This is a genomic window from Modestobacter lacusdianchii (assembly GCF_054177765.1).
Window position 1 is genome coordinate 1 of sequence record NZ_JBJJTJ010000007.1, and the last position, 26,733, is coordinate 26,733.

Annotated in this window: 27 protein-coding genes and 1 riboswitch; of the genes, 15 read left to right on the plus strand and 12 right to left on the minus strand. The window is 75.5% G+C overall.

What is annotated here, in order from left to right; genetic code table 11:
• Positions 1 to 39: 39 nt before the first annotated feature.
• From ACJTNH_RS06630 to ACJTNH_RS06645, 4 genes are all read right to left on the minus strand, one after another.
• Positions 40 to 945, minus strand: a complete 906-nt coding sequence (locus ACJTNH_RS06630; protein WP_458173834.1) for an aggregation-promoting factor C-terminal-like domain-containing protein — start codon at positions 943 to 945, stop codon at positions 40 to 42.
• A 16-nt stretch (positions 946 to 961) separates the two neighbouring features.
• Positions 962 to 1,110, minus strand: a riboswitch (cyclic di-AMP (ydaO/yuaA leader).
• A 172-nt stretch (positions 1,111 to 1,282) separates the two neighbouring features.
• Positions 1,283 to 1,930: a class I SAM-dependent methyltransferase gene (locus tag ACJTNH_RS06635; protein ID WP_458173836.1), complete on the minus strand. Its 648-nt coding sequence runs from the start codon at positions 1,928 to 1,930 to the stop codon at positions 1,283 to 1,285.
• A gap of 4 nt (positions 1,931 to 1,934) precedes the next feature.
• Positions 1,935 to 2,477: a universal stress protein gene (locus ACJTNH_RS06640; protein ID WP_458173838.1), complete on the minus strand. Its 543-nt coding sequence runs from the start codon at positions 2,475 to 2,477 to the stop codon at positions 1,935 to 1,937.
• A gap of 112 nt (positions 2,478 to 2,589) precedes the next feature.
• Positions 2,590 to 3,042 (minus strand): DUF5709 domain-containing protein, encoded by a 453-nt coding sequence (locus ACJTNH_RS06645; protein WP_458173840.1) that lies wholly within the window; start codon positions 3,040 to 3,042, stop codon positions 2,590 to 2,592.
• A 186-nt stretch (positions 3,043 to 3,228) separates the two neighbouring features.
• Between ACJTNH_RS06645 and ACJTNH_RS06650 the strand changes: the two genes are divergently transcribed.
• The 4 genes from ACJTNH_RS06650 to ACJTNH_RS06665 all read left to right on the plus strand — a co-directional run bounded on the left by ACJTNH_RS06650 (position 3,229) and on the right by ACJTNH_RS06665 (position 6,529).
• Positions 3,229 to 3,621, plus strand: coding sequence for a cupin domain-containing protein (locus tag ACJTNH_RS06650; protein ID WP_299951686.1), 393 nt, complete (start codon positions 3,229 to 3,231; stop codon positions 3,619 to 3,621).
• A gap of 33 nt (positions 3,622 to 3,654) precedes the next feature.
• On the plus strand, positions 3,655 to 4,566 hold the full coding sequence (locus ACJTNH_RS06655; RefSeq protein WP_458173842.1) for a Dyp-type peroxidase: 912 nt from the start codon (positions 3,655 to 3,657) through the stop codon (positions 4,564 to 4,566).
• An 8-nt stretch (positions 4,567 to 4,574) separates the two neighbouring features.
• On the plus strand, positions 4,575 to 4,721 hold the full coding sequence (locus ACJTNH_RS06660; protein ID WP_458173844.1) for a hypothetical protein: 147 nt from the start codon (positions 4,575 to 4,577) through the stop codon (positions 4,719 to 4,721).
• A gap of 71 nt (positions 4,722 to 4,792) precedes the next feature.
• On the plus strand, positions 4,793 to 6,529 hold the full coding sequence (locus ACJTNH_RS06665) for a pyruvate dehydrogenase (RefSeq protein ID WP_458173846.1): 1,737 nt from the start codon (positions 4,793 to 4,795) through the stop codon (positions 6,527 to 6,529).
• A gap of 280 nt (positions 6,530 to 6,809) precedes the next feature.
• On the opposite strand, the gene ACJTNH_RS06670 is transcribed toward ACJTNH_RS06665, so the two are convergent.
• The 3 genes from ACJTNH_RS06670 to ACJTNH_RS06680 all read right to left on the minus strand — a co-directional run bounded on the left by ACJTNH_RS06670 (position 6,810) and on the right by ACJTNH_RS06680 (position 10,527).
• Positions 6,810 to 7,103 carry a hypothetical protein gene (locus ACJTNH_RS06670; RefSeq protein WP_458173848.1) on the minus strand — a complete coding sequence of 98 codons (294 nt, stop codon included), beginning with the start codon at positions 7,101 to 7,103 and terminating at the stop codon, positions 6,810 to 6,812.
• Between the two features lie 239 nt (positions 7,104 to 7,342).
• A complete protein-coding gene (locus ACJTNH_RS06675) occupies positions 7,343 to 8,875 on the minus strand; it encodes an HNH endonuclease (protein ID WP_458173850.1) in 1,533 nt (510 codons plus the stop codon).
• A gap of 875 nt (positions 8,876 to 9,750) precedes the next feature.
• A complete protein-coding gene (locus tag ACJTNH_RS06680; protein WP_458173852.1) occupies positions 9,751 to 10,527 on the minus strand; it encodes an SDR family oxidoreductase in 777 nt (258 codons plus the stop codon).
• A 60-nt stretch (positions 10,528 to 10,587) separates the two neighbouring features.
• On the opposite strand from ACJTNH_RS06680, the gene ACJTNH_RS06685 reads away from it, so the two are divergent.
• Positions 10,588 to 11,184 carry a hypothetical protein gene (locus tag ACJTNH_RS06685; RefSeq protein ID WP_458173854.1) on the plus strand — a complete coding sequence of 199 codons (597 nt, stop codon included), beginning with the start codon at positions 10,588 to 10,590 and terminating at the stop codon, positions 11,182 to 11,184.
• Between the two features lie 114 nt (positions 11,185 to 11,298).
• Positions 11,299 to 12,135, plus strand: coding sequence for an HpcH/HpaI aldolase/citrate lyase family protein (locus ACJTNH_RS06690; protein ID WP_458173856.1), 837 nt, complete (start codon positions 11,299 to 11,301; stop codon positions 12,133 to 12,135).
• Between the two features lie 51 nt (positions 12,136 to 12,186).
• On the opposite strand, the gene ACJTNH_RS06695 is transcribed toward ACJTNH_RS06690, so the two are convergent.
• Positions 12,187 to 12,954: a putative protein N(5)-glutamine methyltransferase gene (locus ACJTNH_RS06695; protein ID WP_458173858.1), complete on the minus strand. Its 768-nt coding sequence runs from the start codon at positions 12,952 to 12,954 to the stop codon at positions 12,187 to 12,189.
• 83 nt (positions 12,955 to 13,037) lie between these two features.
• Between ACJTNH_RS06695 and ACJTNH_RS06700 the strand changes: the two genes are divergently transcribed.
• Positions 13,038 to 13,970: a hypothetical protein gene (locus ACJTNH_RS06700; protein WP_458173860.1), complete on the plus strand. Its 933-nt coding sequence runs from the start codon at positions 13,038 to 13,040 to the stop codon at positions 13,968 to 13,970.
• On the plus strand, positions 13,967 to 14,989 hold the full coding sequence (locus ACJTNH_RS06705) for a hypothetical protein (RefSeq protein WP_458173862.1): 1,023 nt from the start codon (positions 13,967 to 13,969) through the stop codon (positions 14,987 to 14,989). The genes ACJTNH_RS06700 and ACJTNH_RS06705 overlap by 4 nt, the downstream gene beginning before the upstream one ends.
• 5 nt (positions 14,990 to 14,994) lie before the next feature.
• Here ACJTNH_RS06705 and ACJTNH_RS06710 read toward each other — a convergent pair whose 3' ends face one another.
• Positions 14,995 to 15,609 (minus strand): putative hydro-lyase, encoded by a 615-nt coding sequence (locus tag ACJTNH_RS06710; RefSeq protein ID WP_458173864.1) that lies wholly within the window; start codon positions 15,607 to 15,609, stop codon positions 14,995 to 14,997.
• A gap of 203 nt (positions 15,610 to 15,812) precedes the next feature.
• Entirely contained in the window at positions 15,813 to 16,526 is a 714-nt protein-coding gene (locus ACJTNH_RS06715) for a GntR family transcriptional regulator (protein ID WP_458173866.1), read from the minus strand.
• Between the two features lie 150 nt (positions 16,527 to 16,676).
• On the opposite strand from ACJTNH_RS06715, the gene ACJTNH_RS06720 reads away from it, so the two are divergent.
• The 6 genes from ACJTNH_RS06720 (at position 16,677) to ACJTNH_RS06745 (ending at position 22,284) form a co-directional block, all read left to right on the plus strand.
• A complete protein-coding gene (locus ACJTNH_RS06720) occupies positions 16,677 to 17,924 on the plus strand; it encodes an NRAMP family divalent metal transporter (RefSeq protein ID WP_458173868.1) in 1,248 nt (415 codons plus the stop codon).
• A gap of 14 nt (positions 17,925 to 17,938) precedes the next feature.
• Positions 17,939 to 18,700 carry a LamB/YcsF family protein gene (locus ACJTNH_RS06725; protein WP_458173880.1) on the plus strand — a complete coding sequence of 254 codons (762 nt, stop codon included), beginning with the start codon at positions 17,939 to 17,941 and terminating at the stop codon, positions 18,698 to 18,700.
• Positions 18,700 to 19,314 (plus strand): 5-oxoprolinase subunit B family protein, encoded by a 615-nt coding sequence (locus tag ACJTNH_RS06730; RefSeq protein WP_458173882.1) that lies wholly within the window; start codon positions 18,700 to 18,702, stop codon positions 19,312 to 19,314. Before ACJTNH_RS06725 ends, ACJTNH_RS06730 begins: the two co-directional genes overlap by 1 nt.
• Positions 19,311 to 20,147: a 5-oxoprolinase subunit C family protein gene (locus tag ACJTNH_RS06735; RefSeq protein WP_458173884.1), complete on the plus strand. Its 837-nt coding sequence runs from the start codon at positions 19,311 to 19,313 to the stop codon at positions 20,145 to 20,147. Before ACJTNH_RS06730 ends, ACJTNH_RS06735 begins: the two co-directional genes overlap by 4 nt.
• 131 nt (positions 20,148 to 20,278) lie before the next feature.
• Positions 20,279 to 20,956, plus strand: a complete 678-nt coding sequence (locus ACJTNH_RS06740; protein ID WP_458173886.1) for a hypothetical protein — start codon at positions 20,279 to 20,281, stop codon at positions 20,954 to 20,956.
• Complete coding sequence (locus ACJTNH_RS06745; protein ID WP_458173888.1) at positions 20,953 to 22,284, plus strand: DUF2254 domain-containing protein; 1,332 nt, start codon at positions 20,953 to 20,955, stop codon at positions 22,282 to 22,284. The genes ACJTNH_RS06740 and ACJTNH_RS06745 overlap by 4 nt, the downstream gene beginning before the upstream one ends.
• A 4-nt stretch (positions 22,285 to 22,288) precedes the next feature.
• Here ACJTNH_RS06745 and ACJTNH_RS06750 read toward each other — a convergent pair whose 3' ends face one another.
• The gene (locus tag ACJTNH_RS06750; RefSeq protein ID WP_458173890.1) at positions 22,289 to 23,638 is read right to left on the minus strand and encodes an MFS transporter; all 1,350 of its coding nucleotides are present in this window, start codon (positions 23,636 to 23,638) and stop codon (positions 22,289 to 22,291) included.
• A 181-nt stretch (positions 23,639 to 23,819) separates the two neighbouring features.
• A complete protein-coding gene (locus ACJTNH_RS06755) occupies positions 23,820 to 25,127 on the minus strand; it encodes an alpha-amylase family glycosyl hydrolase (RefSeq protein ID WP_458173892.1) in 1,308 nt (435 codons plus the stop codon).
• 109 nt (positions 25,128 to 25,236) lie between these two features.
• Between ACJTNH_RS06755 and ACJTNH_RS06760 the strand changes: the two genes are divergently transcribed.
• On the plus strand, positions 25,237 to 26,670 hold the full coding sequence (locus tag ACJTNH_RS06760) for an MFS transporter (protein ID WP_458173894.1): 1,434 nt from the start codon (positions 25,237 to 25,239) through the stop codon (positions 26,668 to 26,670).
• Positions 26,671 to 26,733 lie beyond the last annotated feature (63 nt).

Consider the following 26,733-nt stretch of genomic DNA (forward strand, 5'->3'; position numbering starts at 1 on the left):
CCGGGTCCGATCGGACCCGGGCCCCGCTGCTGCGGTCGGTCAGTACCAGCCGGTGGACTTCGAGTGCGACCACGCGCCGCACGGCGAGCCGTAGCGGTTCTCGATGTAGATCAGCCCGGCGTCGATCTGCCGGTAGCCGTCGGAGGTCTTGGCGATGCCGGTGCCCGCCCAGGTGGAGTCGAGGAACTGCGGGATGCCGTAGGCGGTGCTGCGGGGGTTCTGCGCGTTGGGGTTCCAGCCGCTCTCCTTGCCCCACAGGGCCTCCAGGCAGGAGAACTCGCTGGCGTCCCCGCCGAGCTTGCCCAGCGCGTAGTCCTGGAAGGAACCACTGCCGGACGACGCCGCGGCGGCGGGCCGGGGGGAAGCCGGCTTCGGCGCGGCGGGCTTCGCGGCCGCGGCGGCGGCCTCGGCAGCGGCCTGCTCGGCGGCGCGCGCCTCCTCGGCGGCCTTGGCCTCGGCGGCCAGCCGGGCCTCCTCGGCGGCCTTCGCCTCGGCGGCGAGCCGGGCCTCCTCGGCGGCCTTCGCCTCCAGCACGGCCTGGTCGGCGGCGGCCTGGGCCTGCACGGCCGCGGCCTGCTCGGCCTCCCGCTGGCTGCGGTTGGCGGCCAGGTCGCCCAGCCGCTCGGTGAGCGCACCGTCGGTCAGGGCGGTCTCGGTCTGCTGCGAGCTCAGCCCGAGCCGGTCGGCGATCACCACCGACTGCGCGGCGGGCTCGGCCTGGGCGTCCGGCTCACCGGCGATGAACACGTTCACCGCGATCGCGCCGGCCGCGGCGACCGCCAGGTACAGGGTCGGACGACGCAGCCCACCCGGGGACAGCCGGCGGCGGGGCGCACTGCCCGACGGGACGGCCATGACCTCGGTGGCGGGCTCGGCGGCCGGTGCGATGACCTCGGTGGCCGGATCCTGCGGGGACGACGTGTGCGCGGTGGTGCGACGGGACATTGAGAGAGGGGCTCCGTGGGTCTTCCGCGGCCGCCTACCGGGTCAGCTGACGGGTTCGGGCGGGAAGTCGCCCTACCCGGCCGGGCACGTGCCCGGACGGGATTCACCCCAGTGGTGCGGTGGGTCCCCGGCTCGCTGCGTGCAGCGACTCGGCGGCATCCGGTGCGGGCTCCCCGGCTGGGGACCTGACGTCCGACCGGACCTGGCCAACGTAGAGGCCGTTACCGGGGCGTGACAATGCTCGGCGGCCGATTTCGTCGTGACCTGACACGCGTTGCCCAGGACGGCGAGGTGTGGCACGCCCCCTGGGGCTGGTGTGACGGATGTGCCGCACCGCTCAGGGCAGCCGCCACACCGTCGTCCGGCGCACCTGGCCACCGTCGGCGTCCGGGACGTCGTACTCGGCCTGGGCCAGCAGGCCCTCCTTGGGCACGTAGGCCCGGCCCGGGTCGCCGAGCAGCACGGTGGCCCCGCGGAGCCAGGCCGCGCCGAGGAAGGGCAGCACCCGGGCGGTCATCTCCCGGTCGTAGCAGACGTCGCCGGCCAGGACGACGTCCACCGCGGGCTCGTCGTCCAGCACGTCGCCGGCGAGCTCGATCCCGGCGACCCCGTTCACCTCGGCGTTGAGCGCGACCGCGGCGTGCGAGTACGGGTCGACGTCGCTGGCCAGCACCCCGGCGGCGCCGGCCTGCAGCGCGGCGACCGCGACCAGCCCGCTGCCGGCGCCCAGGTCGAGCACCCGCCGGCCGGCGACCAGCTCGGGGTGGTCGATGACGTGCCGGGCCAGCGCCTGCCCGCCGGGCCAGGCCGCGGCCCAGAACGGCGGGTCCTGCCCCGCTCCCCCGCCCTCGGTCTCCATCGCCTCCCACAGCGCCACCACGTCGTCGGCGACGTGCAGCTGGACCTCCGGCACGAGCGTCGGCCGGGCGAGCCGGGTGTGCGCCCGCAGGAAGTCGGGGCTGATCCGGGTCGGCTGCTCGGCCACCGGCTCAGTGCTTGCGGTCGCTGCGCACCACGGTCACCGGGCAGGGTGCGTGGTGGGTGACCTGGTCGCTGACCGACCCGAGCAGCAGGCCGGCGAAGCCGCCGCGGCCGCGCGCCCCGACGACGAGGACGTCGGCGCCCTCGGCCGCCTCGATCAGGGTGCGGACCGGCGCGGCGTGCACCACGTGGCAGGTGGCGGTCGCGGCCCGCTCGGCGCCGAGGGCGCTGCGGACGTCGGCCTCGAGGTCGGCCTGCACCGCCTTCTCGTACTCGCGGATCGGCGGCACGTAGCCGGGCTCCCAGCTGGCCGGCTGGGGGGCGGTGGCGATCCGCCAGGCCCGGACGACGTGCAGCGGCCAGGAGGCACGCTCGGCCAGCGCGGCGGCCCACTGCAGCGCCTGCTGGGCGCAGTCGGAACCGTCGTGACCGACGACCACGCCGCCCTCGACGACCGCGCGGGTGGACACGTCGCCGTCCGCCGCGGTCAGCTCCGCCGCCGCCTCGTCCAGCTCGCCCGAGTGCACCGCTCCGCCTGGCTGGTCCGTCAACGTCGTCTCCTGTTCCTCGGTCCCGGTCGTGCCAGGACGCCGTCTGTCCTGCACAGCCTGTCCTACTGCCCTGCGGAACGGCGCGACCGGACCGGCGGTTCCCCTGTCCGGGTCAGTCCCGGACGACATGGACGGCGGCCTCCTCGGCCGACGCCGCGCCGCCGTCGACCCCCTCGTCCTCGGCGTACAGCTCGTCCTCGCGGTCGGCCAGCCCCCCGTCGGCCAGCCCTCCGTCGGCCGGGCCTCCGTCGTCCGAGCCCCCGCCGTCGGCGAGCCGGCCGGCGCGGTCGTCGCCCACCTCGTCGTCGAGCAGCTCGCCGTCGGTGTCGCTGACGTCGCCCAGGCCGTCACCGTCGTCCCGGCCGCCGTCGGGCAGCTCGCGGGCCAGCCGGCCGGAGAGGCTCTCGCCGGCCTCCTCCTCGCGCTCGGTGGTGCCCCAGTCGTCGGAGGCCCAGGGGCGGTCGGCCGGTGAGAAGCCGGCCGCGTCGTCGTCGGTCTCGACGTCGAGGGTGTCGGAGACCGCCGCGAGGGTCTCCTGGTCGGTGCCGTCGTGCTGGTTGCGCATCTGGGTGCTCCTCCGTCGTCCTCGGTGCTGACCCGGGCGCCGCGGTGAGCCCGCCGACGCAGTGTGCCCTCCCCGACACCCGGCGGCCAGGGGTCTCGGATCGCGCCCCGGGCCGGTCTGGCCTTGACTGATCATGAGCCGGCACGCGCCGGCAGTTCAACGAGTGATCGAGGAGGAACGGCAGCCATGGAGCACTTCACCATCGCCACCGTCGCCGAGCAGAGCGCCGACTTCCGTCGGGTGCTGTGGACCGGCGAGCACACCCAGCTGGTGATCATGACGATCCCGCCGGGCGGGGAGATCGGCGAGGAGGTGCACGAGGTCGACCAGATCCTGACCTTCGTCAGCGGGACCGCCAAGGCCAAGGTCGGCGGCCAGGAGAAGAAGGTCGCCCAGGGTGACCTGGTCGTCGTCCCGGCCGGGAAGAAGCACAACTTCGTCAACGACGGGGTCAACCCGCTGGTGCTCTACACCGTCTACGGCCCGCCGGAGCACGCCGACAAGGCGGTGCACAAGACGAAGGAGGAGGCCGACGCCCTCGAGGAGGCCGGCAAGGACGAGCCGCCGACCTCCGACTGACGGCAGCGCTGCGGGGTCGGGCAGGGTGTCGGCGTGATCTCCCAGCCCGGCATCTACGCCCTCGGCACCCCCGAGCACTGCTACCTGGAGCTCGACCTCGAGCCCGGCCGCACCGCGGAGGAACTCGTCCGCGGGGTGGCCGGGCTCACCGGGCCGCTGTCGTCGACCGGCGGGGTCAACCTCGTCGTCGGCTTCCGCCCGGAGCTGTGGGCCTCGGTCGCCCCCGACGACTCGCCGGCCGACGCGGCCGGCTTCACCGAGGACGTCGTCGGCGCTGGGCGCTACCGGATGCCGGCCACCCAGCACGACGCCTGGGTGTGGGTCGCCGGCGGCAACCGGACGGCGGTGTTCGACAACGCCCGCGCGGTGCTGGCCGCGCTGGCCGGCACCGCCACCGTGGGCACCGAGATCACCGGCTGGCTGTACCAGCACGACCGCGACCTGACCGGCTTCGTCGACGGCACGGAGAACCCCTCGCTGCTGACCGCCGCCCGGGTGGCCGCCGTGCCCGACGGGCAGCCCGGCGCCGGGGCGAGCGTCGTGCTCTACCAGGTGTGGCGGCACGACAGCGCGACCTGGGAGTCGCTGGGCACGTACGGCCAGGAGATGAACATGGGCCGCACCAAGCCCGACAGCGTGGAACTGCCCGAGGACGTGATGTTGCCCAGCGCGCACGTCGCCCGCACCACCCTCGAGGTGGACGGCGAGGAGAAGCAGGTCTTCCGGCGCAACGTCGCCTACGGCGGCGTGACCGACCACGGGACGGCGTTCGTCGGCTTCGCCCAGGACCGCTGGCGGCTGCACGAGATGCTCCGCCGGATGGCCGGGGCGACCGACGGCATCCGGGACGGGCTCACCAGCTACCTCACGCCGCTGAGCGGGGCCTACTACACCTGCCCGTCGGTCGACGCGCTCGCCCGCTTCGCCCCGCCGGACGAGGACTGAGCCCTCCGGTGACCGACCCGGCCGACCGCGGGCCGCGCGAGCCCGAAGGTGGTGACCCGGCCTGCTGGCTGGACCAGGTGTGCCCCGCCTGCGGCCGGCTGACCGAGCGGACGGCGGAGGGGCGCTGCGCCGCCTGCGGTGAGCCCTGGGACTGAGCTCCCAGGTGTCGGACGGCTCTGCCGGGTACGGGTGCAGGGAACGACCACCGACGCGCTGAGGAGTCCCCATGGCCCATCCCACCGTTGCCCGGCAGCTCGTCGAGATGCTCCGGGACGCCGGCGTCGAACGGATCTACGGGGTGGTGGGCGACAGCCTGAACCCGATCGTGGACGCCGTCCGGCACACCGACGGGATCGAGTGGGTGCACGTCGCCAACGAAGAGGGTGGCGCGTTCGCCGCCGCGGCCGAGGCGCAGGTCACCGGGAAGCTCGCCGTCTGCGCGGGCTCGTGCGGGCCGGGCAACACGCACCTGGTGCAGGGCCTGTTCGACGCGCACCGCAGCGGCGCGCCGGTGCTGGCGATCGCCTCGCACATCCAGTCCCAGGAGATCGGGATGGCCTTCTTCCAGGAGACCCACCCCGAGCGGATGTTCCAGGAGTGCTCGCACTGGTGCGAGGTGGTCACCCCGAAGCAGATGCCGCACAACCTGCGGGTCGCGATCCAGACCGCGATCGGCAGTCGCGGCGTCTCGGTCGTCGTCCTGCCCGGTGACCTGGCCGCGGAGGAGTCCGGGGGCGCAACCGTGCCCAGCGCGATGGTGTCCGCCCCCTCCCCCGTGCGTCCGCCGGCCGAGCAGGTGCAGGCGCTGGCGGACGCGATCAACGCCTCGGGCACGGTCACGCTGTTCTGCGGTGCCGGGTGCGCGGGCGCGCACGACGAGGTGATGCAGCTGGCCGGGCACGTGCTGGCGCCGGTGGGGCACGCGCTGGGCGGCAAGGAGGTCATCCAGTACGACAACCCCTACGACGTCGGGATGAGCGGGCTGCTCGGCTACGGGGCCGCGCACAAGGCGACGCACGAGGCCGACCTGCTGGTGCTGCTGGGCACCGACTTCCCCTACGTGAACTTCCTGCCGCAGGCGCGCACGGTGCAGGTGGACGCCGACGCGGCCCACCTGGGCCGGCGCACCCCGATCGAGGTGGCCGTGCACGGGGACGTCGGGGAGACCATCCGGGCGCTGCTGCCGCTGCTGGAGCGCAAGACCGACCGCCGTTTCCTGGACCAGATGCTGGGTGAGCACGCCGAGTCGCTGGAGAAGGTGGTGGACGCCTACACGGACCGGGTGGAGAGGATGCGCCCGATCCACCCCGAGTACGTGGCCGCGCAGCTGGACGACCTGGCTGCGGACGACGCCGTGTTCACCGTCGACACGGGGATGTGCAACGTGTGGGCGGCGCGCTACCTGACGCCGAACGGCCGGCGGCGGGTGATCGGTTCGTTCCGGCACGGGTCGATGGCGAACGCGCTGCCGCACGCGGTGGGCGCGCAGTTCGCCGACCGCGGACGGCAGGTGGTGTCGATGAGCGGCGACGGCGGGCTGGCGATGCTGCTCGGTGAGCTGATCACGGTGCGGCTGCACCGGCTGCCGGTGAAGATCGTGCTGTTCAACAACGCCTCGCTGGGCATGGTGAAGCTGGAGATGCTGGTCGACGGCATCCCGGACTTCGAGACCGACCACGAGCCGACGGACTTCGCCGCGATCGCGGCGGCGGTGGGCATCCCGTCGATGCGGGTGGAGGACCCGGCCGCGGTGCGCGACACCCTGGCCGAGGGGCTCTCCCGGCCGGGGCCGGTGCTGATGGAGTTCGTGACCGACGCGAACGCGCTGTCCATCCCGCCGGCGATCACCGGTGAGCAGGTCCGTGGGTTCGCGACCTCGGCGTCGAAGATGGTGCTGGGCGGGGGCGTCGGCAAGATGATCGACCTGGCGCGCGCCAACCTGCGCAACGTGCCCCGCCCGTAGGTCGCGCCGGGCGTCGGCGCGCCTGCGGTTCGCGGGCTGCCGGGTGCGCGCACCGCCGGTCGGTCCGGTGGGCGGGCCGTTCGACGGACCGCGCTCGGACGACCGACCGCGACGCACCTGGCCGTACCCAGCCAGGTCGGGCCCGGGGCCGGCGCGACATGGCGCCGGCGGTGCGGCCGATGACCGGACGGAACGCTGGGGCGGCGGCCGGGGTGGGCCGCCGGCTCACGGCCGGGGTGGGCCGCCGGCTCGCGGCCGGGGTGGGCCGGCGGCTTGCGACTCAGGCGGCCGTGCTCCGGACGATCACGGTGCCGTACCAGCTGGTCAGCAGGTGGGCGCGGACCGAACCGGGCAGCGCGCCCCAGCGGAGCAGCGCGGCCCGGGCCGGGAGCGCGCTCGCCGCGGCCAGCTGGCCGAGCTCGCGGACCCGCTCCGGTCGCGGGCTGTGCGGACCACGGTCGTGCAGCCCGGCAGCCAGCTGACTGTCGAACGCGGCGAGGATGTCGGCCTGGTGCGCCGGGTCGAACCACTGCGGGCTCCGCGGCGAGCCCTCTGCCAGGTGATGACGGGTCACGCTGCTCTTATCGGCAGCGGCGGACCCCGCTGCGACTCGACGTACGCGCGGACCGGCCGTTCACCACACCAGTCACATCCGCACCGCTGGTCTCGACGTTGGACCGGTGTGCTGGTCAGGACGACGGCGGGTCCAGGGCCCGCGGTGGCGGCAGCCAGCGCACGAGCCGGGCACGCCCCGCCGATCCGCGCGGTGGCAGATGGCCCAGTTGAGCGCGGGCTCCGCCCACGGCGAACCGGTCAGAACGGTGGCGGGTCGTCGGCGTCGGGTGGCGCGCCGGCGCCGATGAGCTGGGCGGCGGCGGGGAGTCGGAGGCCGGGTGGTCGGGTGGTGCGGGTGACGCCGGAGGGCGTGGTGACGTGCAGGGTGCCCTCGGGGGTCATCCGGTACCGCCAGCCGGGAGCGTGGGTCTTGAGCCGGTGGTGCCGGCGGCACAGGCAACAGAGGTTGGCGCAGTCGGTGGCGCCGCCGTCGCGGTGGGCGCGGACGTGGTCCAGGTCGGTGCGGGCGGCCGGTCGACGGCAGCCGGGATGCCGACAGGTGCGGTCCCGGGCCTGGACGAACCGGCGCTGCGCCGGGGTGGGCTGGTACCGGTCGACCGGCGGTGGCCGGTCCAGCACCGCGCAGCCACAGTCGGTGCCCGGCGCATGCTGCACACAGCCGCGGCGGGCCAGCCGCTCCAGCTCCGGGCGGGTGACGGTCGCGCGTAGTGCGCCGGTGTGCGGGTCAGTGAGCGAGATGCTCAACGTGCCACCGGCCGGGGCCTGCAGCCCACCCGGGCACAGCGCGTCCAGCTGCTCTAGCAGTTCCCGCAGCTGGGCGGCGGTGATCGGCGCCCCGTCGACTGTCGCGGCGTCCGCATCGCCGTACGCGCCCGGGCCCTCGTGCCCGCTCGGGCTGCCGTGCACGGTCGGGCTGCCGTGCGCGCGCGGGCTGCCAGGCCCAGTCGCGTTGCCGTGCGCGGTCGGGCTGCTGTGCGCGGTCGGGCCGGTGGCGAACACCGGTAGTGGGGCCAGCACGGTCAGGTGTGCGGTGACCGGTTCCCGGGAGCTGTCCCACGGGCGCAGCACCAGATCGGCCAGCACCATCGTCCGCAGCTGCCCGACCGGCCGCGCCTCACCATCGGCCTTGGCCATCCGGGCGTAGCAGTCCACCGCCTCCCGGCACGCCGCAGCCACCGGAGCCGGCAACGTCGCCGAGAGCTCCGCCATCCCATCCGGGAGCCCGCGCACGGTCACATCAGCCAGCCGCTCGGCCTTCTTCCGCCGCCGGTCCGCCGCCGCCTCATCCACCGCGATCAACGCCGCCGCCACCCGCTCCTGCAAACGCCGCGGGGTCTCCCCCGCCCGCGCCCACCCCAGCGCCCGCGCCTCCACCTCCCCCACCACACCCGGGGCGACCACCCCACCGGCGTCGGCCGACTGACCACCCAGCGCCCTGGCGATCGCGTGGGCCCGCGGCGGGTCGATCAACGAATCGGCCAACGCCGCCCACGTGGCCGGCAACTCGTGCACCAGCACCAGCGACCGCTCCGCCAGCACCGTCGCCGCCGACCGCGACACCCCGCCGATCACCGCCAGCTCATCGGCGAGGAACTCACTCACCCCCACCGGCACCCGATCCGGCACCCACCCGGCCACCCCGTGCCCGGGCTGCTCCTCGGTCAGATCCGACTCCACCGGCCGACGGCGGGCCAACTCCGCCACCACCGCCGCCTCGTACGCCGCCAACTGCGCCCGCACATCCGCGATCGACGCCAGCTCACCAACCAACCCCGCATCGTCGAACCCCGCCGGCTCCAACACCTCCGACAACCGGCTGCGCCGCCGACGCACCCCCGCCGGCAACGGCGGCAACGGCTGGGGCGCCGACCGGCGGGCACGCGACACCGTCACCCCCACCCCGAACCCGCCGGCCTCGAACACACCCCGAACCTACGGCCGGGGTACGACAGTTCCCGCAGCTCGCCGGAGGCCACCATGACGGCGCTGAGCGCAGTTCGGCGGTCCTGACCAGGGGTGCGCTCGAGCGTCGGTTGTGCTGCAGCGTCGCCGACGGAGCAACGCCAGCGGTGCCGCCGTCGAGCGGGACGGCCGGCCCGAGGAAGCCCCCGTCCGGGTGGCCACCGCGTGCCTCACCTGACCAGTGGTGCCGCCGGCGAGCAGGACGTCCAGCCCGAGGACGTCCCGCGCCCGAGGTGACCACCACTCCCCCAAGGCCCGCGGCCACCGCCCGTCGATGAGGGCTCAGCCCGTACGGCACCTCGACGAGACGACACCTCCAACGGGACGATCTCCTGACAGGACGACGCCCCGGCTCGAGCGCGTCGCGACGGACCGAGCACCCAGTCGGGGCGACCGTCCGGAGGAGACGTGCCCCGGGCGCCGGGCCGGTCGACGTCCCGGGTCCGCACACCGGGAGGTACCAGCACGACGCCGTCCCGACAAGACGACAAGACGACATGCCGACAAGGCGACGTGTCGACAGGACGACGTCCCGACGAGCCGACAAGCCGACGTCTCGACGAGGCGACATGGCCACGAGGCGACTCGGGACGAGCCCGCACACCGCCGGCCGAGCGTTCACCCCGCCGTCCACCCGGTGGCGACCGCTCGGAGTCGAGCGACCCCGAGCCCGCGGTGGTGCGTCAGAGCCCGCCGGCCACCCGGAGCACCGCGCCCGTGCAGTAGGCCGCCTCGTCGCTGAGCAGCCAGGCGATGGCCGGGGCGATCTCCTCGGGCTCCCCCGGACGCCCCATCGGCACCCGCGCGGTGACCCGGTCGAGCCGGCCGGCGTCCCCGGCTCCGGCGTGGATGCCGGTGCGCACCAGCCCCGGGGCGACGGCGTTGACCCGCACCCCGTCGTCGGCGAGCTCCTTGGCCAGCCCGACGGTCAGCGCGTCGACCCCGGCCTTGGCCGCCGCGTAGTGCACGTACTCGTGCGCCGAGCCGAGCGTCGCGGCGCTGGAGGAGACGGTGACGATCGACCCGCCAGATCCGCCGCGGCGCCGGGACATCAGCTGCGCCGCCCGCCGGACGCAGAGCACGACCCCGAGCAGGTTGACGTCCAGCACCTGGCGGACGACGTCGACCGGGGTGTCGGCGAGGTCGCCGAGGTGCGCGGTCAGCCCGGCGTTGGCGACCAGCCCGGTCACCGGCCCCAGGACGGCGGCTGCCGCGAAGAGCGCGTCGACGTCCTCGGGCTCGACGACGTCGACGCGCACGGCGACCGCCCGCACGCCGAGGTCGTGCGCTGCGGCCACCACGTCCTCGGCCTCGACGCGGCCCGACCGGTACCCGACGACCAGGTCGTGGCCCTGCCGGGCGAGGTGGACGGCGGTGGCCGCACCGATGCCGCGGCTGCCGCCGGTCACCACCGTGACGCGGCGGGACGGGGTGGACGGCGTGGGCGGTGGGGTGGACACGCGGTGATCCTGCCGCGCCGCGGGCCCGGACTGTCACCCCCGCCCGGCAGACTGCGCGACGTGGACAACAGCCCCGAGGCCGCCTTCCGGCGACTGCAGCCGCTGCTGGTCGAGGTGCGCGACGCGCTGCTCGGCGGCCTGACCGTGAGCCGGGAGATCCACGCAGCGCACGGCTGGCTGCCCGCGGCCGACCGGCACCTGGACCACCAGCTGGTCCGCCGGGAGGCGATGGAGCGGCTGCGCCCCTACGCCGAGCACGACGACCACCCCTTCGGCACGCAGCTGGAGCTGGTCGACCCGGGCAACGAGAACCTCGGGTTGCCGATGAGCGGGCTGATCCTGCGCACCCCCACCGAGGTGCTGCGGGTGTGGCACTCCGACGACGGCGAGCTGCCGGCCGCCGACACCCAGGGCCTGCGTGACTTCTACCGGCAGGCGCCGGTCGCCCAGCAGCGCCTGCAGCTGGCGATCGACGGCGCTCCCGACCTGCGCCGGCGCGACCACCTGGCCCTGCTGTGGGCCGACGCACGCACGCCCGGTCGCGAGCCGGAGCTGGTGCGGTTCGACCTCGTGCGTCCGCGCGACTGGGCCGGGCGCCGGGTCGACGTCGACTGGAGGGTGGGGCTGCTCGACCTGCTCGGCAGGCGCGCGGCCTGACCCTGCGGCCGCCGGGCATCGAGAGGGCGCACCCGTTGTCCTGGCCGGCGATCCCGACACCCCGGCCGAGACCCCCGAGGAGACGTGGATGGTGTCTGCCACCACAATGGCCCGGTGCACAGAGGACGGAACGTAGATCCCGGTATCGCGCGGTCGTGGCTGCTGGTCAACGGCGCCCGCACGGAGCTCTTCGACGAGGCGATCGAGTCGCGCGCCGACCAGGTCGTGCTCGACATCGAGGACGCCGTCGACCCGGCCCGCAAGCCCGGCGCCCGGGCGGACGTCGCCCAGTACCTGGGCGATCCCGAGAAGCGGGCCTGGGTGCGGATCAACGACCGCTCGACGGAGTTCTGGTCCGACGACGTCGACGCGCTCAAGGGCATGCCCGGCCTCGCCGGCGTCATGCTCGCCAAGACCGAGGCCGCCGAGCACGTCACCGAGACCTACGACCGGCTCGGCGGTGCCACCCCGGTGCTCGCGCTGGTCGAGTCCGCACTCGGCATCGAGGAGGCCGTGCGGATCGCCTCGGCCCGCGGCGCGTTCCGGCTGGCCTTCGGCAGCGGTGACTACCGCCGCGACACCGGCACCAGCGCCGACGACCTGGCGATGGCCTACCCCCGCTCCCGCCTGGTCATCGCCAGCCGGGTCGGCGGCCTGCCGGGCCCGATCGACGGCCCCACGGTGAGCGCCAGCCACCCGATCCTGCGCGAGCAGTCGGCGCTGACCGTCTCCCTGGGCCTCACCGGCAAGCTCTGCCTGCAGCTGGACCAGCTGCCGGTGATCAACGAGGTCATCAGCCCGGCGCCCTCCGACGTCGCCTGGGCCCGGGACTTCCTCGCCGACTTCGAGGCCCGGGGCCAGGTCATCCGCGACGGCAGCGACCTGCCCCGCCTCGGCCGCGCCCGCAAGATCGAGAAGCTGGCGACGGCGTTCGGCGTCCAGCCCGCCTGACCCAGCACCGCGGACGGCCCTCCTCCCCTCCGGGAGGGGGCCGTCGGCGTCTCAGGGCGCGCGGACGGCGACGACCACCGTGGCCGCGAGGTCGTCGTCGGTGACCACCCGGGCAGCCAGGCCCGCCGCGGCGCACAGCGCGCGCGTCCGGTCCGCCTGCTGCCGGCTGGTCTCGATCAGCAGCGCACCGCCCGGTGCCAGCCAGTCCGGCGCGCCGGCGACCACCCGGCGCTGCACGTCCAGCCCGTCCGGTCCGCCGTCCAGCGCCGCCCGCGCCTCGTGGTCGCGCGCCTCGGGCGGCATCAACGCGATCGCCTCGGTGGGCACGTAGGGCGCGTTCGCCACCAGCACGCCGACCCGCCCCTGCAGCGACCCGGGCAGCGGGTCGAAGAGGTCACCGCACCAGACCGCACCGGGCACGTTGCGGCGCGCGCAGCGGACGGCGACCGGGTCGACGTCGGCGGCGTGCAGCTCCACCGCCCCGACGGCCGCCGCGACAGCTGCGCCGACGGCGCCGACCCCGCAGCACAGGTCGAGCACGACGGCGCCCGGCGCGGCCAGCGCCACGGCCTCCCGCACCAGCAGCCGGGTGCGCTGCCGGGGCACGAACACGCCGGGCTCGACGACGAAGCGCAGGCCGCAGAACTCCGCCCAGCCGACCACCTGTTCCAGCGGCTCCCCCGCCACCCGCCGCGCGACCAGGTCGTCGAGCTCGACCGGTGACGCGGCCGCCTCGGCCAGCAGCGCCGCCTCCTCCTCGGCGAAGACGCAACCCGCCGCCCGCAGGCGGGCGACCACCGCGGGTTCGGAGGTGTCCATGAGCGTCGAGTGTGCCGCCTGGCAGACGGAACGCGATCGCACCGATACGGTGCCGCCAACGGCAGCGGACCCGAGGGGTGGGCGTGGAGCAGCGCGGTGTGGCGTTCCCGGCCTTCGTGGCCGAGCACGAGGAGCGCCTGCGCGGTACCGCGCTGCTGCTGGCCGCCGACCCGGTCGACGCCGACGACCTGCTCGTCGCCGCCCTCGCCGGGGTGCACCGGTGCTGGCGTCGCCTCGACTCCCCGGCCGCCGCCGTGGCCGACGCGCGGGCCGCCCTGGTCGCCGGTGCCCTGGGCCGTTCCGGGCTCCCGGCCCGCGGGCTCGTCACCGACCTGCAGGACGAGGACGGCGACCGGTGGCTGCAGGCGCTGGCCGAGCTGGACCCGCACACCCGCGCGGTGACCGTGCTCCGGCTGCGCGAGGCCCTGGACGAGGACGCCACCGCCGCGCTGCTGGGCTGCTCCGCCGCCGAGGTCGGTGCCACGCTGGCCGCCGCCCTGGACGTGCTGAACGCCCTGCTCCCCGACGACCCACCGGACGAGACCGCCGACCGACCGTGGCCTGAGCAGCCGCCGGCACTCGACCATGACGACCTGCAGGCCACCCACCGCCGGCCGGACATCCCAGCGCCCCAGCCCACGCCGGCCACCCTCGCCGGTGACGTGGACCCCTACGCCGCCTACCGGCGGCCGGGCACCCCAGCGCCCCAGCCCACCACGACCACCCTCGCCGGTGACGAGGACCCCTACGCCGCCTACCGCCGACCGGGCACCCCAGCGCCCCAGCCCACCACGACCACCGCCGCCGGCGACCAGGACCCCTACGCCGCCTACCGCCGGCCGGGCACCCCAGCGCCCCAGCCCACCACGACCACCGCCGCCGGCGACCACGACCCCTCCGGCAACCACCACCACATCACCGCCTGGGTTCACCGCCCACAGGTCGGCGCCGTCGTCCCCGCCTCCGACGCCGACCGGGAGAACGACCCCGACGCCATCTACCGGCGGCCGACGTGACCGACGACGTGGCCCGGGCAGTGGCCGCCCGGCTCGAGCAGCTCGCCGCCTCGTGCGCTCCGGCCGACGACACCGCCGCCCGCGCGGTCGCCCTCGACTCCCGCCGGCGGCACCGCGCCGCACGCTGGGTCGCCGGCGCGCTGGCCGTCGTCCTGCTGGGCACCGGGGCGTCGCTCGCCCGGTCGGCCGTGGCCGAGCCCCCCGCTGACCGCGCCGCCGCCCCGGCCAGCTGGACGCCGTTCGTCACCCCGCCCCCGGCGCTGTACGACGTGCCGACGCGCGGCTCCCTCGCCGGCGACGAGGAGTTCCTCGCGGCGATGGCGGAGGCCAGCTGGTCGGGCTCGGACGACGAGGTGCCCACCTGGGGTGCGCCAGCACCCGTGCCGGGGACCCAGCGGGTGGTCTACGCCGCCGACCTGCCCGGTGACCAGCGCTGGGCGGTGGTCATCGCCCAGTCCGGCGCCGAGTGGGCCTGGGCGTGGTTCACCGGCCCACGCGGCGCCCAGCCGGCGAGGATGACCCCGCTGCTGAGCTCCCTGCCGATCAGCGGGCGTGATCGGCTGGCCCTGCTGGACACCCCGGAGGACGCCGGTCCACTGGTCGTGCTCGCCGAGCCGGGCCTGACGGCCGAGTACTCGCCGAGCCTGGACCGGGCACCGGACGGGCAGCTGGTGCGCGACCACGACCCGCTGCGGACGGTCGACGGGGTGCCGGTCGGCGTGGTGCCCGCCCCGCTCACCTGGACCGCCGGGGAGGTGCGGCTGACCACGCCGGACGGCGGGCAGCTGCCCGTCTCCCCGATCATGGCCCGGCAGCCGGCGTCGTGGCCGGTGTACCCGACGGGTGAGGTCGACGAGGCCCTGGTCGCGCCGTGCCTGGAGGCGCTGGGGCTCCCGGTGGAGTTCCAGGGCGACGGCTTCGGGCTGAGCTGGGGCTCCGACACCGGCGACCTGTCCAGCGCGGAGCAGGCCGCCCAGGAGGAGCGCATCGCCGCCTGCTTCCGGGCCGCCGAGCGCTGATCGGCTCAGAGCTGCCGGTACACCGCGTCCGGGACGTCGGTGACGAACATGTGCCCCGGCGCGTGGGTGATCGCGAACGGCGGGCGAGAGGCCATCAGCGCCGCCTGCGGGGTCACCCCGCAGGCCCAGAACACCGGCACGTCGCCGTCGGCGAGCTCGACGGGGTCGCCGAAGTCGGGGCGGGCGAGGTCGGCGATGCCGAGCGCGGCCGGCGACCCGACGTGCACCGGGGCCCCGTGCACCTGCGGCATCCGGGCGGTCACCTGCACCGCGGTGGCCACCAGGTGCCCCGGTACCGGCCGCATCGACACGACCAGCGGCCCGGACAGCCGCCCGGCCGGCCGGCACTGCCGGTCGGTGCGGTACATCGACACGTTGCGGCCCTGCTCGATGTTGCGCACCGGCACCCCGGCGTCCAGCAGCGCGGTCTCGAAGCTGAAGCTGCAGCCGATCAGGAAGGCGACCAGGTCCCCGGTCCACAGGTCGGTGACGTCGGTGGGTTCACCGACGAGCTCGCCGTCCCGCCAGACCCGGTAGCGCGGCAGGTCGCTGCGCAGGTCGGCGCCGGGGGAGAGCGCGGTCTCCCAGGAGCCGGCGTCGGTGACGTCGAGCAACGGCACCGGCTGGGGGGTTGCGCTGCCCGAACAGCAGCATGTCCCAGGCCCAGTCGCGGGGCAGCACGACGAGGTTGGCCTGGGTGTGCCCGGGCGCCCACCCCGAGGAGGGGACGGCGAGCCCGGACCGGAACGCGGCCCGGGCGGCAGCGGGGTCGGCGGCGGGGACGAGGGTGGTCACGGGGTCCTCCGGTTCCGGGTGGGGGTGGTCACGGGGCGGTGCGGACCAGGTCGCGGTGGGCGGCTCGCAGCTCCGCCTCCGAGTCGTGCAGGTAGGCCTCGAGCTCCTTGGCCGCCTGCTCGACCTCGCCGGCGGTCAGCAGGTCGAGCAGCGCCCGGTTGCGGCTGACGTAGGGCTCGTGCAGCCGCTGCGGGACGGCGACGGCGTGGAAGGCGAGCCGGAGCTCGGCGAGCAGCCGGGCCGTGGTCTCGTCGATCCGCCGGCTGCCGGCCAGGGCCACGAGGTGCTGGTGGAAGCGCATGTTGGCCGTGCCGGCAGCGACCCAGTCACCGCGCCGGGCGGCGTCCTCACCGGCGGCGACGTCGTCGTGCAGCGGCCGCAGCCGGACCGGGTCCAGCCCCTCGAGCCGGCGGACGACGTCGCACTCGATCGTGCGCCGTAGCCGGTACAGGTCGACCAGGTCGTCCTCGTCGAGCTGGGGCACGAAGACCCCGCGGTGCAGCCGGTGCACCAGCAGCCCCTCGTGGGTGAGCAGCCGGAACGCCTCGCGGAGCGTGTTGCGGCTGACGTGCAGCACCTCGACCAGCTGCTCCTCCGAGAGCCGGGTGCCCGGCGGCAGGTCGCCCTCGATGACCCGGGAGCGCAGCAGCTCGGCCACCCGCTCGGCGGTGCTGGAGCGGTCGAAGCTGCGCACCTCGTGCGCCACGGTGCGCAACCAGGCGGTGTCGGCGGGCGCGGGCATGCCGCCATCCTGCCGTCTCCTGGTGTGTCCGCGCAGTTGAATGTCGTGCGATCCCCTTGAAGGATTGTTCAACAACTCCCTAGGTTCGACCGCCAACAGCTCCACCCGTCGCCACCGCAGGTGGCCCCCTCACCCGAACCGGGAGCAGTCATGGCCGCCGAACCGCAACGCAGCCCCGCCGAGCCGTCCACCGCCCCCGGCGGACGGCTGGCCTCCAGCACCCGCTCCACCCTGCTCGGCGCGATGTTCCTGATGGCCACCTCGGCCATCGGCCCCGGGTTCATCACCCAGACGACCACCTTCACCGTGCAGCTGGGTGCCGCGTTCGCCTTCGCGATCGTCATCTCGATCCTGATCGACATCGCCCTGCAGCTGAACGTCTGGCGGGTCATCGGCGTCAGCGGCCGGCGCGCCCAGGAGCTGGGCAACCTGGTCGCCCCGGGCCTGGGCTGGGTGATGGCCGCCTTCCTGCTGATCGGCGGGCTGGTGTTCAACATCGGCAACGTCAGCGGCGCCGGCCTGGGCACCGACGCCATGCTCGGCCTCGACCCGAAGCTCGGCGGGGCGCTGTCGGCGCTGATCGCCATCGGCATCTTCCTGAGCAAGCGGGCCGGGGTGGCGGTCGACCGGATCGTCGTCGTCCTCGGGCTGGTGATGATCGTGCTCACCACCTACGTCGCGATCACCTCCGGGCCGCCGGTGGGCCAAGCGCTGCGCAACGTGGTGCTGCCCGAGGAGATCGACGTCCTGGCGATCACCACGCTGGTCGGCGGCACGATCGGCGGCTACATCGTCTACGCCGGCGCCCACCGGCTGCTCGACTCCGGGGTCTCCGGCCCCGGCCGGGTCCGGGACATCACCCGCGGCTCGGTCACCGGCATCCTGATCACCGCGGTCATGCGGGTGGTGCTCTTCCTGGCGATCCTCGGCGTGGTCACCGGCGGCGCGGCGCTCGACCCGGCCAACCAGGCGGCGTCGGCCTTCGAGCAGGCCGCCGGCGAGGTGGGCCTGCGGGTGTTCGGCATCGTGCTGTGGGCCGCGGCGATCACCAGCGTCATCGGCGCCTCCTACACCTCGGTGTCGTTCGTGACCTCCCGGACCCGGACGTCGGACCGAACCCGCACGCTGCTGGTCGTCGGGTTCATCGCGTTCACCTCGCTGGTCTACGTGCTGATCGGCACCGCGCCCACCACGCTGCTGGTGTTCGCCGGGGCGTTCAACGGGCTGCTGCTGCCGATCGGCATCGCCGTCCTGCTGTGGGTGGCCAGCCGCCGCACCGACCTGCTCGACGGCTACCGCTACCCGCGCTGGCTGCTGGTCATCGGCTGGGTCGCCTGGCTGCTCACGCTGTACCTGGCGGTCAACTCGATCCGCCCGGTCATCGACCTGTTCGCGTGAGGGAGGCTGGACCCATGACCCGGATCGACCTGAACTCCGACCTCGGTGAGGGCTTCGGCCAGTGGACGCTCGGCGACGACGACGCCCTGCTGGGCGTGGTCACCAGCGCCAACGTCGCCTGTGGCTTCCACGCCTCCGACGCCTCGATCATGCGGCGGGTGTGCGCCACGGCCGTCGAGTCCGGCGTCGCCATCGGCGCCCAGGTCGGCTACCGCGACCTGCCGGGCTTCGGCCGCCGGTTCATCGACGTCGAGCCCGAGGCGCTGACCGCCGACGTCGTCTACCAGATCGGCGCGCTGGAGGGCTTCGCCCGGATCGCCGGCGACCGGGTGCGCTACGTCAAGCCGCACGGCGCGCTGTACAACGCGATCGTGCACCACGAGGAGCAGGCCGCCGCGGTGGTCGCCGCCGTCGTCGCCTACGACCGCACCCTCCCGGTGCTCGGGCTGCCGGGCTCGGCGTGGCTGCGGCTGGCCGCCGAGGCCGGCCTGACCGTGGTGCACGAGGCCTTCGCCGACCGCGCCTACACCCCGCAGGGCACCTTGGTCTCCCGGCGGCTGCCCGGGGCGGTGCTGCACGACCCGGCCGAGATCGCCGCCCGGTGCGTCGCCATGGCCGCCGGCGAGCCCATCCGGGACGTCGAGGGCGGCGAGCTCACCCTGCGGCCGGGCTCGATCTGCGTGCACGGCGACACCCAGGGCGCCGTCGAGATCGCCCGGCAGGTGCGCGCGGCGCTGACCACGGCGGGGGTCGAACTGGCCCCCTTCGCCGCCTGATGCGCCTGCTCCCCAGCGGGAGCGCCGCCCTGCTGGTCGAGCTCGACGGGCTGGACGACGTGCTGGCGCTCTACGCCGCGCTGAGCGCCGACCCGCCGGCCGGCGTGGTCGACGTCGTCCCGGCGGCCCGCACCGTGCTGCTGGTGACCGACCCGGCCGCCACGACGCTGGCCGCGGTCGCCGACGCGGTGCGGGCGACCACCCCGCGGCCGGACGCGCAGGCCGCCGGCGACTCCGTGGAGCTGCCGGTGCACTACGACGGCGCGGACCTGGCCGAGGCCGCCGAGCTGCTCGGCCTCACCCCGGCCGGGCTGGTCGAGCGGCACACCGGCGCGGAGTGGACGGTGGCCTTCTGCGGGTTCGCCCCCGGCTTCGGCTACCGCACCCAGCCCGCCGGGGCCTGGGACGTGCCGCGCCGGGCGACCCCGCGCACCAGGGTGCCGCCCGGCTCGGTGGCGCTGGCCGGGGAGTTCAGCGGCGTCTACCCGCGGGAGTCACCGGGCGGCTGGCAGCTGATCGGCCGCACCGACGTCGCGGTCTTCGACCTCGACCGGGAGCCCGCCGCCCTGCTCCGCCCGGGCACCCGGGTGCGTTTCACGGCGGTGCCCCGATGAGCCTGACCGTGCTGGCCACCGGCCCGCTGACCACCGTGCAGGACCTCGGCCGGCCGGGCCAGGCCGCGCTGGGCATCGGCCGCTCCGGGGTCTGCGACCGGGCATCGGCCGCGCTGGCCAACCGGCTGGTCGGCAACCCCGCGGACGCCGCGGTGCTGGAGGTGACCTTCGGCGGGCTGGCCGTCCGCGCCGAGGCCGACCTGCTGGTGGTCACCACCGGCGCGCGCTGCCCCGGCGCGCCGCACGCCGCACCGGTCGTGCTGCACCGCGGGCAGGAGCTCCGGCTGGGCCCGCCGGTCAGCGGGCTGCGCACCTACCTCGCCGTGCGTGGCGGCATCACCGTCGAGCCGGTGCTGGGCTCCCGGGCCACCGACGTGCTCGCCGGCCTCGGCCCACCGGTCGTCGGCACCGGCGACGTCCTGCCGGTCGGCCCACCGGTCGACCCCGCGCCGGGGGTCGACGTCGCCCCGGTGCCCGAGCCGGCCGCCGGCGAGCTCACCGTCACCGTGCTGCCCGGCCCGCGGGCCGACTGGTTCGGCGACGCCGGCTGGGCCGGGCTCACCGGGCAGCCCTGGTCGGTCACCAGCGAGAGCAACCGGGTCGGCCTGCGGCTGGACGGCGCCCCGCTGGACCGGTCGCGCTCGGGCGAGCTGCCCAGCGAGGGGATGGTCCGCGGCGCGCTGCAGGTGCCGCCGTCCGGGCTGCCGGTGCTCTTCCTCGCCGACCACCCGGTGACCGGCGGCTACCCGGTGATCGGCTACGTGACCGACGCCGACGTCGACCGGTGCGCCCAGCTCCGGCCCGGGCAGGCCCTCCGGTTCCGCAGCCGCTGAGCCACCCGAGCACCGGCCGGTGCGGTGATCGCGGTCGTGGCAGAGTCGGGCCCTGCCCCGCCGCTGCGCGACCACCCGGAGGCCCCGCTGTCCGCCCGCCCCGCCCCCTCGCCCGACCGGCGTCGTCCGCGATGACCGTCACCGAGCTCGGCCGCGCGAGCGGCCCGCACGGCGAGGTGGCGCTGCGCCGGCGCACCACCGACGACGGCGCCGCCCACCTCGAGCTCGTCGTGGACGGCGTCTTCGCGATGGACGACGTCGACACCTCCACCGAGGAGGCGCTGGCCACCGAGACCCTGGCCCGCTGCCCCGGTGACGGGCTGCAGGTGCTGGTCGGCGGGCTGGGCCTGGGCTGGACCGCGGCCACCGCGCTGGCCGAGCCCCGGGTGGCCGTGGTCGACGTGGCCGAGCTGCAGGCGCCGCTGGTCGAGTGGGCCGGCCGCGGGCTGCTGCCCGCGCTGCCCACCAGCGACGGGCGGCTGGCCCTGCACGTCACCGACGTGGCCGACCACCTCACCGCCTCCCCCGGCCGCTACGACGCGGTGCTGCTCGACGTCGACAACGGCCCGGCGTTCCTGGTGCACCAGGCCAACGCCGGGCTGTACTCCGACGCCGGGCTGGCCACCGCGCTCGCCGCGCTGCGCCCCGGGGGCGTGCTGGCGATCTGGTCCAGCGACCCCGCACCCGAGCTCGCCGACCGGCTGTCCGGCGTGCCCGGCGCCGTCGACGTCGAGCACCTGGTGCTGCCGGTCGAGCGCGACGGGCGCCGCTACGAGTACGCGGTCGTGCTCGGCCGGCGCACGCCGTGAGCGGCCGGCCCGGGAAGAGCGCCGAGCGCTCCCGGCTGCCGCTGTGGCTGGGGCCGACGGTGGCCGGGGTGCTCGCCGCGGTCGCCGCGCTGCTGCTGACCCGCATCCGGCCCACCAGCGGCTGGCTGACCCACCTGTGGCCCGGCGACCAGGACGCCGCGTCCACGCTCTTCCAGGTGGTCACCACCTCGGTGATCACGGTGACCACCCTGACGTTCAGCCTCACCGTGGTGGCACTGCAGCTGGCCTCGCAGCAGTTCTCCCCCCGCCTGCTGCGCGAGGTCACCCGCGACCGCGTCTCCAAGAGCGTGCTCTCCACCCTGACCGCGGCCTTCGTCTTCCCGATCGTGGCGATCCGCCAGCTGGACAGCGGCTCCCCGGTGCCGACGGTCAGCGCGCTGCTGGCGCTGCTGCTGGGCATCGCGGGCTTCGCCGCCGGCCTGACCTTCATCGCGCACATGACCCGGCTGCTGCGGGTGGACACGCTGATGCTCAAGGTGCACGACGAGACCCGGATCGCGATCGAGACCTTCTACCCCGACCACGACGAGCCGCTCGACGACCCCGACCAGCTCGGCCTGGACCAGTCCGCGGGGCAGCTGGTGCACGCGACGGACAGCGGCTACGTGCGCTCGGTCGACGTCGAGCGGCTGGTGCGCGCCGCCCGGCAGCACGACGGGGTCGTGCGGATCGAGACCCGCCCCGGCGACCACGTCGTCCGGCGCACCCCGATCGCCACCCTCTGGGCCGGGCCCGGCCGCGACGTCCCCGGCGGGTTCGCCGACGAGGTGCGCCGGTCGATCGACCTGGGCTACGAGCGCACGCTGGACCAGGACGCCGGCTTCGGCTTCCGCCAGCTGGAGGACATCGCGGTCAAGGCCGTCTCCCCCGCCATCAACGACCCGGTCACCGCCGCCACCGCCCTGGGGCACATGGGCGACCTGCTCAGCCGGATCGTCGGCAGTCGCCTCGGCCCCTCGGTGCACCGGGACGGCGACGGTGCCGCCCGGGCCGTCGTCCCCGACCGCGACCTGCAGTACTACCTGGAGCTCTCCTGCGGGCAGCTGCGCCGGTACGGCAGCAGCGAGCCGACGGTGCTCACCTCGATCCTGCAGATGCTCCGCGACGTCGCCGTCTCCTGCCGGGACGACCAACAGCGCGCGGACATCGCCCGGGCGGCCGAGAACACCGTCGCGCAGCTGCCCGATCAGGCGGCCGAGGACGACGCAGCGGCGGTCCACGACCTGCACCGCCGGGTGCGCTGCGCGCTGGACGGCGACCTGGTGGCCGCCTACGCCGACCGCGCCGGGGAGAGCCGGTCGACTTGAGCGGTCAGCCGTCCTGGCGGGGGGCCGCCGGGTAGGCCGATCCGCCCCGCAACCGGGCACGGGCCGCGGTCACCAGCGGCACCAGGACGACGCCGTCCCGGGCCAGCCGCGCCCGCAGCTGCCGCCGGTGGCGGACCACCCCGACCAGCCCGATCGCCCAGAACAGGTACTGCACCGCGAAGGCCGCCCGGAACGCGTCCAGCGAGTAGTCGGTGGAGCTGCCCGGGGTCAGCGCGTCGAGCACGAAGCCGATGGCCAGCACGGTGCACAGCGAGGCGAAGAAGCCCCCGACGTTGACCACGCCGGTGGCGCTGCCGGACCGCTCGACCGGGTTCTCGGTGCGCGCGTAGTCGAAGCCGATCATCGAGCCGGGGCCGTTGGTGCCCAGCACCAGCACCAGCACGACCAGCAGCCACAGCGGTGCCGGGCCGGGCCAGAGCAGGACGACGGTCCAGATGGCGGCGGTGACGGTGAGGATGCCGAACACCAGGTTGGACCGGCGCAGCGGCCACCGGCCCACCAGCTGGCCCAGCAGCGGGCCGAACGCCATGCCGACCAGCACCAGCAGGGTCAGCAGCCCCGCCGCCGTCCCCGCCGGGAGGCCCTGGCCGACGGTCAGGAACGGGTAGCCCCACAGCAGCGCGAAGACGGTGCCGGAGAACTGGGTGACCAGGTGGGTGTACAGGCCGATCCGGGTGCCCGGCTCCCGCCAGGCGGCGGCCAGGTTCTCCCGGACGGCGTCCAGGCCGGCCACCGACGGCGCCGGCGTGCCGGGCGGGGCGTCGCGCAGCGCGACGAGCACGAGCACGCCGACCAGCACCCCGACCGCGGCCGCGCCGAGGAACGTCGGCGTCCAGCCGGCCGAGTGCAGCAGCGCGACCAGCGGGTAGGCGGCCACGATCTGCCCGACCTGGCCGAGGATGCCGGTCAGCTGGGTGACCACCGGCACGGTGCGGCCGGGGAACCACAGCGGCACCAGCCGCAGCACGCTGATGAACGTCATCGCGTCGCCGGCGCCGACCAGCACGCGGGCCGCGATCGCGGTGGGCACGCCGTCGGCCAGCGCGAGCACCAGCTGGCCCGCCGCCATGGTCGCCGCACCGGCGACGATCATCTTCCGCGACCCGAACCGGTCCAGCGCCACCCCGACCGGCACCTGCAGCCCGGCGTACACCGCCAGCTGCAGCACCAGGAACAGCGAGATCGCCGACGCCCCGGCGGAGAACCGCTCCTGCGCCTCCACCCCGGCGACGCCGAGGGAGGCGCGGTGGAAGATCGCGACGGCGTAGGCCACGAGGCCGATCAGCCAGATCACGTAGGCGCGGGACGGCGTCCGGATCGCTGGTTCGGTCACGTACAGGGACGACACCCCCCGTCCGTCAGGTCTTCCCGCCGCCGCCGGTGAGTTCCCTCACCGACGGCGCGTCCCACCCGGCACGCCGATCGCCCCGTGCCGCACGCCCCGTCCCCCACGTCCCGTCCCCCGCGTCCCGTCCGGCCGTGTTCGCCAACACGGCCGCCGCCCGGCCCGGCGGTCAGCCGGTGAGGACGGCCCAGCCGTGCGGCTCGAGCCGGACGGCGTCCCGGCTCACCGTCGCCGCGCCCGCGAGCAGCTCGCCCACCCCGGCCGCCGGCACGGTCGCCGCGGTGTCGGCCAGGTTCAGCGCCACCACCAGGCGCTGGCCCTCGCCCGCCACGGCGTAGCTGAACTGCCGGTTGTCCCGGTGCAGCGGGGTGGTGCGGGCGGTGTGCAGCCAGCGGTGCCGGCGGCGCAGCCCGATCAGCTCCTGGTGCAGCCGGTACGTCGGCTCACCGAAGGGGGCGAGCTCGTCCGGGGAGTCGGGGAACGACGGCCGGACGGCGTCGTCCCCGCCGGCGCGGTCCTCCTTGACCCCGGTGAAGGCCTGCTCGTCACCGGCGTAGACCGACGGGGTGCCACCGACGGTGAACAGCACCGCCAGCGCGTGCGGCAGGTGCCGGGCGTCGTCCAGCCGGCTGGCGATGCGGGTGACGTCGTGGTTGCCGACGAAGGTCAGCGGCGCGAACGTGTCCAGGAACCCGTCGTGCCGGCCGAGGGCGTGGGCGAGCTCGTGCAGGTTGCCGTCGTTGAGCGAGCTCCAGATCGCCTTCCACAGCTCGTACTGGGTGACCGCGTCCATCGTCGACTCCCGCACCACCTGCGCGTAGTCGCCGTGGATGACCTCGCCCACGAGGTAGGCGTCCGGGTGCTGCTCGCGCACCCGGGGCAGCACGGTCGCCCAGAACGACGCCGGGACGGCGTAGGCGGCATCGAGCCGCCAGCCGTCGGCGCCGCGGTCGAGCCAGTGGGTCATCACCTCGGTGACCCAGTCGGCGACCACCGGGGCGGAGTGGTCGAGCGCGACGAGCTGGCCGTGGCCCTCGAAGGTGTCGTACTCCGGGACGACGCCGGGCTGCCACCCCTCCGGCCAGCGCAGCCGGAACCACGCCGCCGAGGGCGCGTCGGGCCCCCGGTCGACGACCGCCTGGAACGCCGGGTGCTCGCGGCCGACGTGGTTGAACACCCCGTCCAGCAGCACCCGCAGACCCCGGTCGTGGGCGGCCGCCACCAGCTCGTCGAAGTCGGTGTCGTCACCGAGCCGCGGGTCGATCCGGCCGTGGTCGACGGTGTCGTAGCCGTGCGTGCTGGAGGCGAACACCGGGCCGAGGGCCAGGCCGTTCGCGCCCAGCTCGACCGCGTAGTCCAGCCAACCGGTCAGCCGGTCCAGCCGGTGCGTGACGACGTCGGTCGCCTCGCGTTCGGCGCCCACGAAGCCCAGCGGGTAGACGTGCCACCACACCGCGTCCTGCACCCAGTCCGGCATCCCGCTCCCTCGACATCGACAGCCCCCGACGCCGGCGACGCTACCCACCTGCCGCTGGGCGGGAGCCGCACCCCGTGGATGGTGCAGCCTGCAACTACCGTGGGACGACGTGACCACGCCTCCCGCTCCCCCGGCCCGGCCGGCGCTCGTGCCGGTGCTGCTGTTCCTGGCCATGCTGGTCGCGGTCATCAGCAGCCTGGGCGCCCCGCTGATCCCGGCGATCGCCGAGGCCAACGACGTGCCGGTCAGCAGCGCCCAGTGGTCGCTGACGGTGACCCTGCTCGTCGGGGCGGTGGCCACCCCGGTGATCGGCCGGCTCGGCGACGGGCGGCACCGGCGCACCGTCGTCCTCGTGGTGCTGGTCGTGGTGCTGGTCGGCAACGTGCTGGCCGCCCTGCCCCTGGGGCTGGGCTGGCTGGTCGCCGGCCGGGCGCTGCAGGGGCTGGGCCTGGGGCTGACCCCGCTGGCCATCGCCACCGCCCGCACCGCGCTGGCCGGCGAGCGGTCCCGTTCCACCGTGGCGGCGTTGTCGGTCACCGTCGCGGCCGGGGTCGGGCTGGGCTACCCGCTCACCGGCGCGATCGCCCAGGTCGGCGGGGTGCACGCCGCCTTCTGGTTCGGCGCCGCGGCCAGCGCGCTCGCCCTCGCCGCCGCCGCGGTGGTCTACCCGCCGTCCCCGGAGGTGGCGCCCCGCCGGCTGGACGTGCTCGGCGCGCTGCTGCTCGGCACCGCCCTGGCCACCGGCCTGCTCGCCCTCGGGGAGGGCGAGACCTGGGGCTGGACCTCACCCGGTGTGCTGGGCCTGTCCGCCGTCTCCCTGGTGAGCCTGGTGGCCTGGGCGGTCTGGCAGCTGCGCGCCGCGGCGCCGCTGGTCGACCTCCGGCTGGCCCGGGGCCGCGACGCCGCCACCGCACACGGCGCCGCCCTGCTGGTCGGGCTGGCGAACTACCTGCTGCTGTCCTCGGTGCCCCGGCTGGCGCAGGAGCCGGCGTCGACCGGCTACGGGTTCGGCACCTCGATCGTCGTCGCCGGCCTGGTGCTGCTGCCGTTCTCGCTGGCCAGCTTCACCGCCAGCCGGGTGGCCCGCCGGCTCGACCGGTTCGGCGGGCCACGGCTGGTGCTGCCGGTCGGTGCGGCGGTGCTGGGGGCCGGCGAGCTGCTGTTCGCCTTCGTCCGCGCGGACCTGTGGCAGCTGTTCGCGGCCATGGCGGTGGCCGGCTTCGGCGTCGGCACGGTGTTCGCCGCCCTGCCCGGGCTGATCGTCGCCGCCGTCCCGGCCGGCGAGACCGGCAGCGCGATGAGCCTCAACCAGGTGCTGCGCTACATCGGCTTCGCCCTCGGCAGCGCGCTGAGCGCGACCGTGCTGGAGGCGGTGACCCCGGCAGGCGCGACGTTCCCGCCCAGCAGCGGTTACACCGCGATCGGCCTGATCGGCGCCGCCGCCTGCCTGGCCCTCGGCCTGCTCACCGCGCTGCTGCCCACCCGGCCCACCGCGGCACGAGCCCCGACGTCCACCGCGCCCACCGCGCCCACCGGCGAGTGAGCAGTTCCGGTCGTCGACACGGGCGGACACGCCGCGCCGGACGACCGGGACTGCGCACTCGAC

Excerpts from the sequence above, each read along its gene's own strand:
- ACJTNH_RS06650 (WP_299951686.1), top strand. The coding sequence starts at position 3,229 with ATGGAGCACTTCACCATCGCCACCGTCGCCGAGCAGAGCGCCGACTTC.
- ACJTNH_RS06735 (WP_458173884.1), top strand. The coding sequence starts at position 19,311 with ATGAGCCTGACCGTGCTGGCCACCGGCCCGCTGACCACCGTGCAGGAC.
- ACJTNH_RS06720 (WP_458173868.1), top strand. The coding sequence starts at position 16,677 with ATGGCCGCCGAACCGCAACGCAGCCCCGCCGAGCCGTCCACCGCCCCC.
- ACJTNH_RS06730 (WP_458173882.1), top strand. The coding sequence starts at position 18,700 with ATGCGCCTGCTCCCCAGCGGGAGCGCCGCCCTGCTGGTCGAGCTCGAC.
- ACJTNH_RS06725 (WP_458173880.1), top strand. The coding sequence starts at position 17,939 with ATGACCCGGATCGACCTGAACTCCGACCTCGGTGAGGGCTTCGGCCAG.
- ACJTNH_RS06665 (WP_458173846.1), top strand. The coding sequence starts at position 4,793 with ATGGCCCATCCCACCGTTGCCCGGCAGCTCGTCGAGATGCTCCGGGAC.
- ACJTNH_RS06755 (WP_458173892.1), bottom strand. The coding sequence starts at position 25,127 with ATGCCGGACTGGGTGCAGGACGCGGTGTGGTGGCACGTCTACCCGCTG.
- ACJTNH_RS06645 (WP_458173840.1), bottom strand. The coding sequence starts at position 3,042 with ATGCGCAACCAGCACGACGGCACCGACCAGGAGACCCTCGCGGCGGTC.
- ACJTNH_RS06695 (WP_458173858.1), bottom strand. The coding sequence starts at position 12,954 with ATGGACACCTCCGAACCCGCGGTGGTCGCCCGCCTGCGGGCGGCGGGT.
- ACJTNH_RS06630 (WP_458173834.1), bottom strand. The coding sequence starts at position 945 with ATGTCCCGTCGCACCACCGCGCACACGTCGTCCCCGCAGGATCCGGCC.
- ACJTNH_RS06740 (WP_458173886.1), top strand. The coding sequence starts at position 20,279 with ATGACCGTCACCGAGCTCGGCCGCGCGAGCGGCCCGCACGGCGAGGTG.
- ACJTNH_RS06715 (WP_458173866.1), bottom strand. The coding sequence starts at position 16,526 with ATGCCCGCGCCCGCCGACACCGCCTGGTTGCGCACCGTGGCGCACGAG.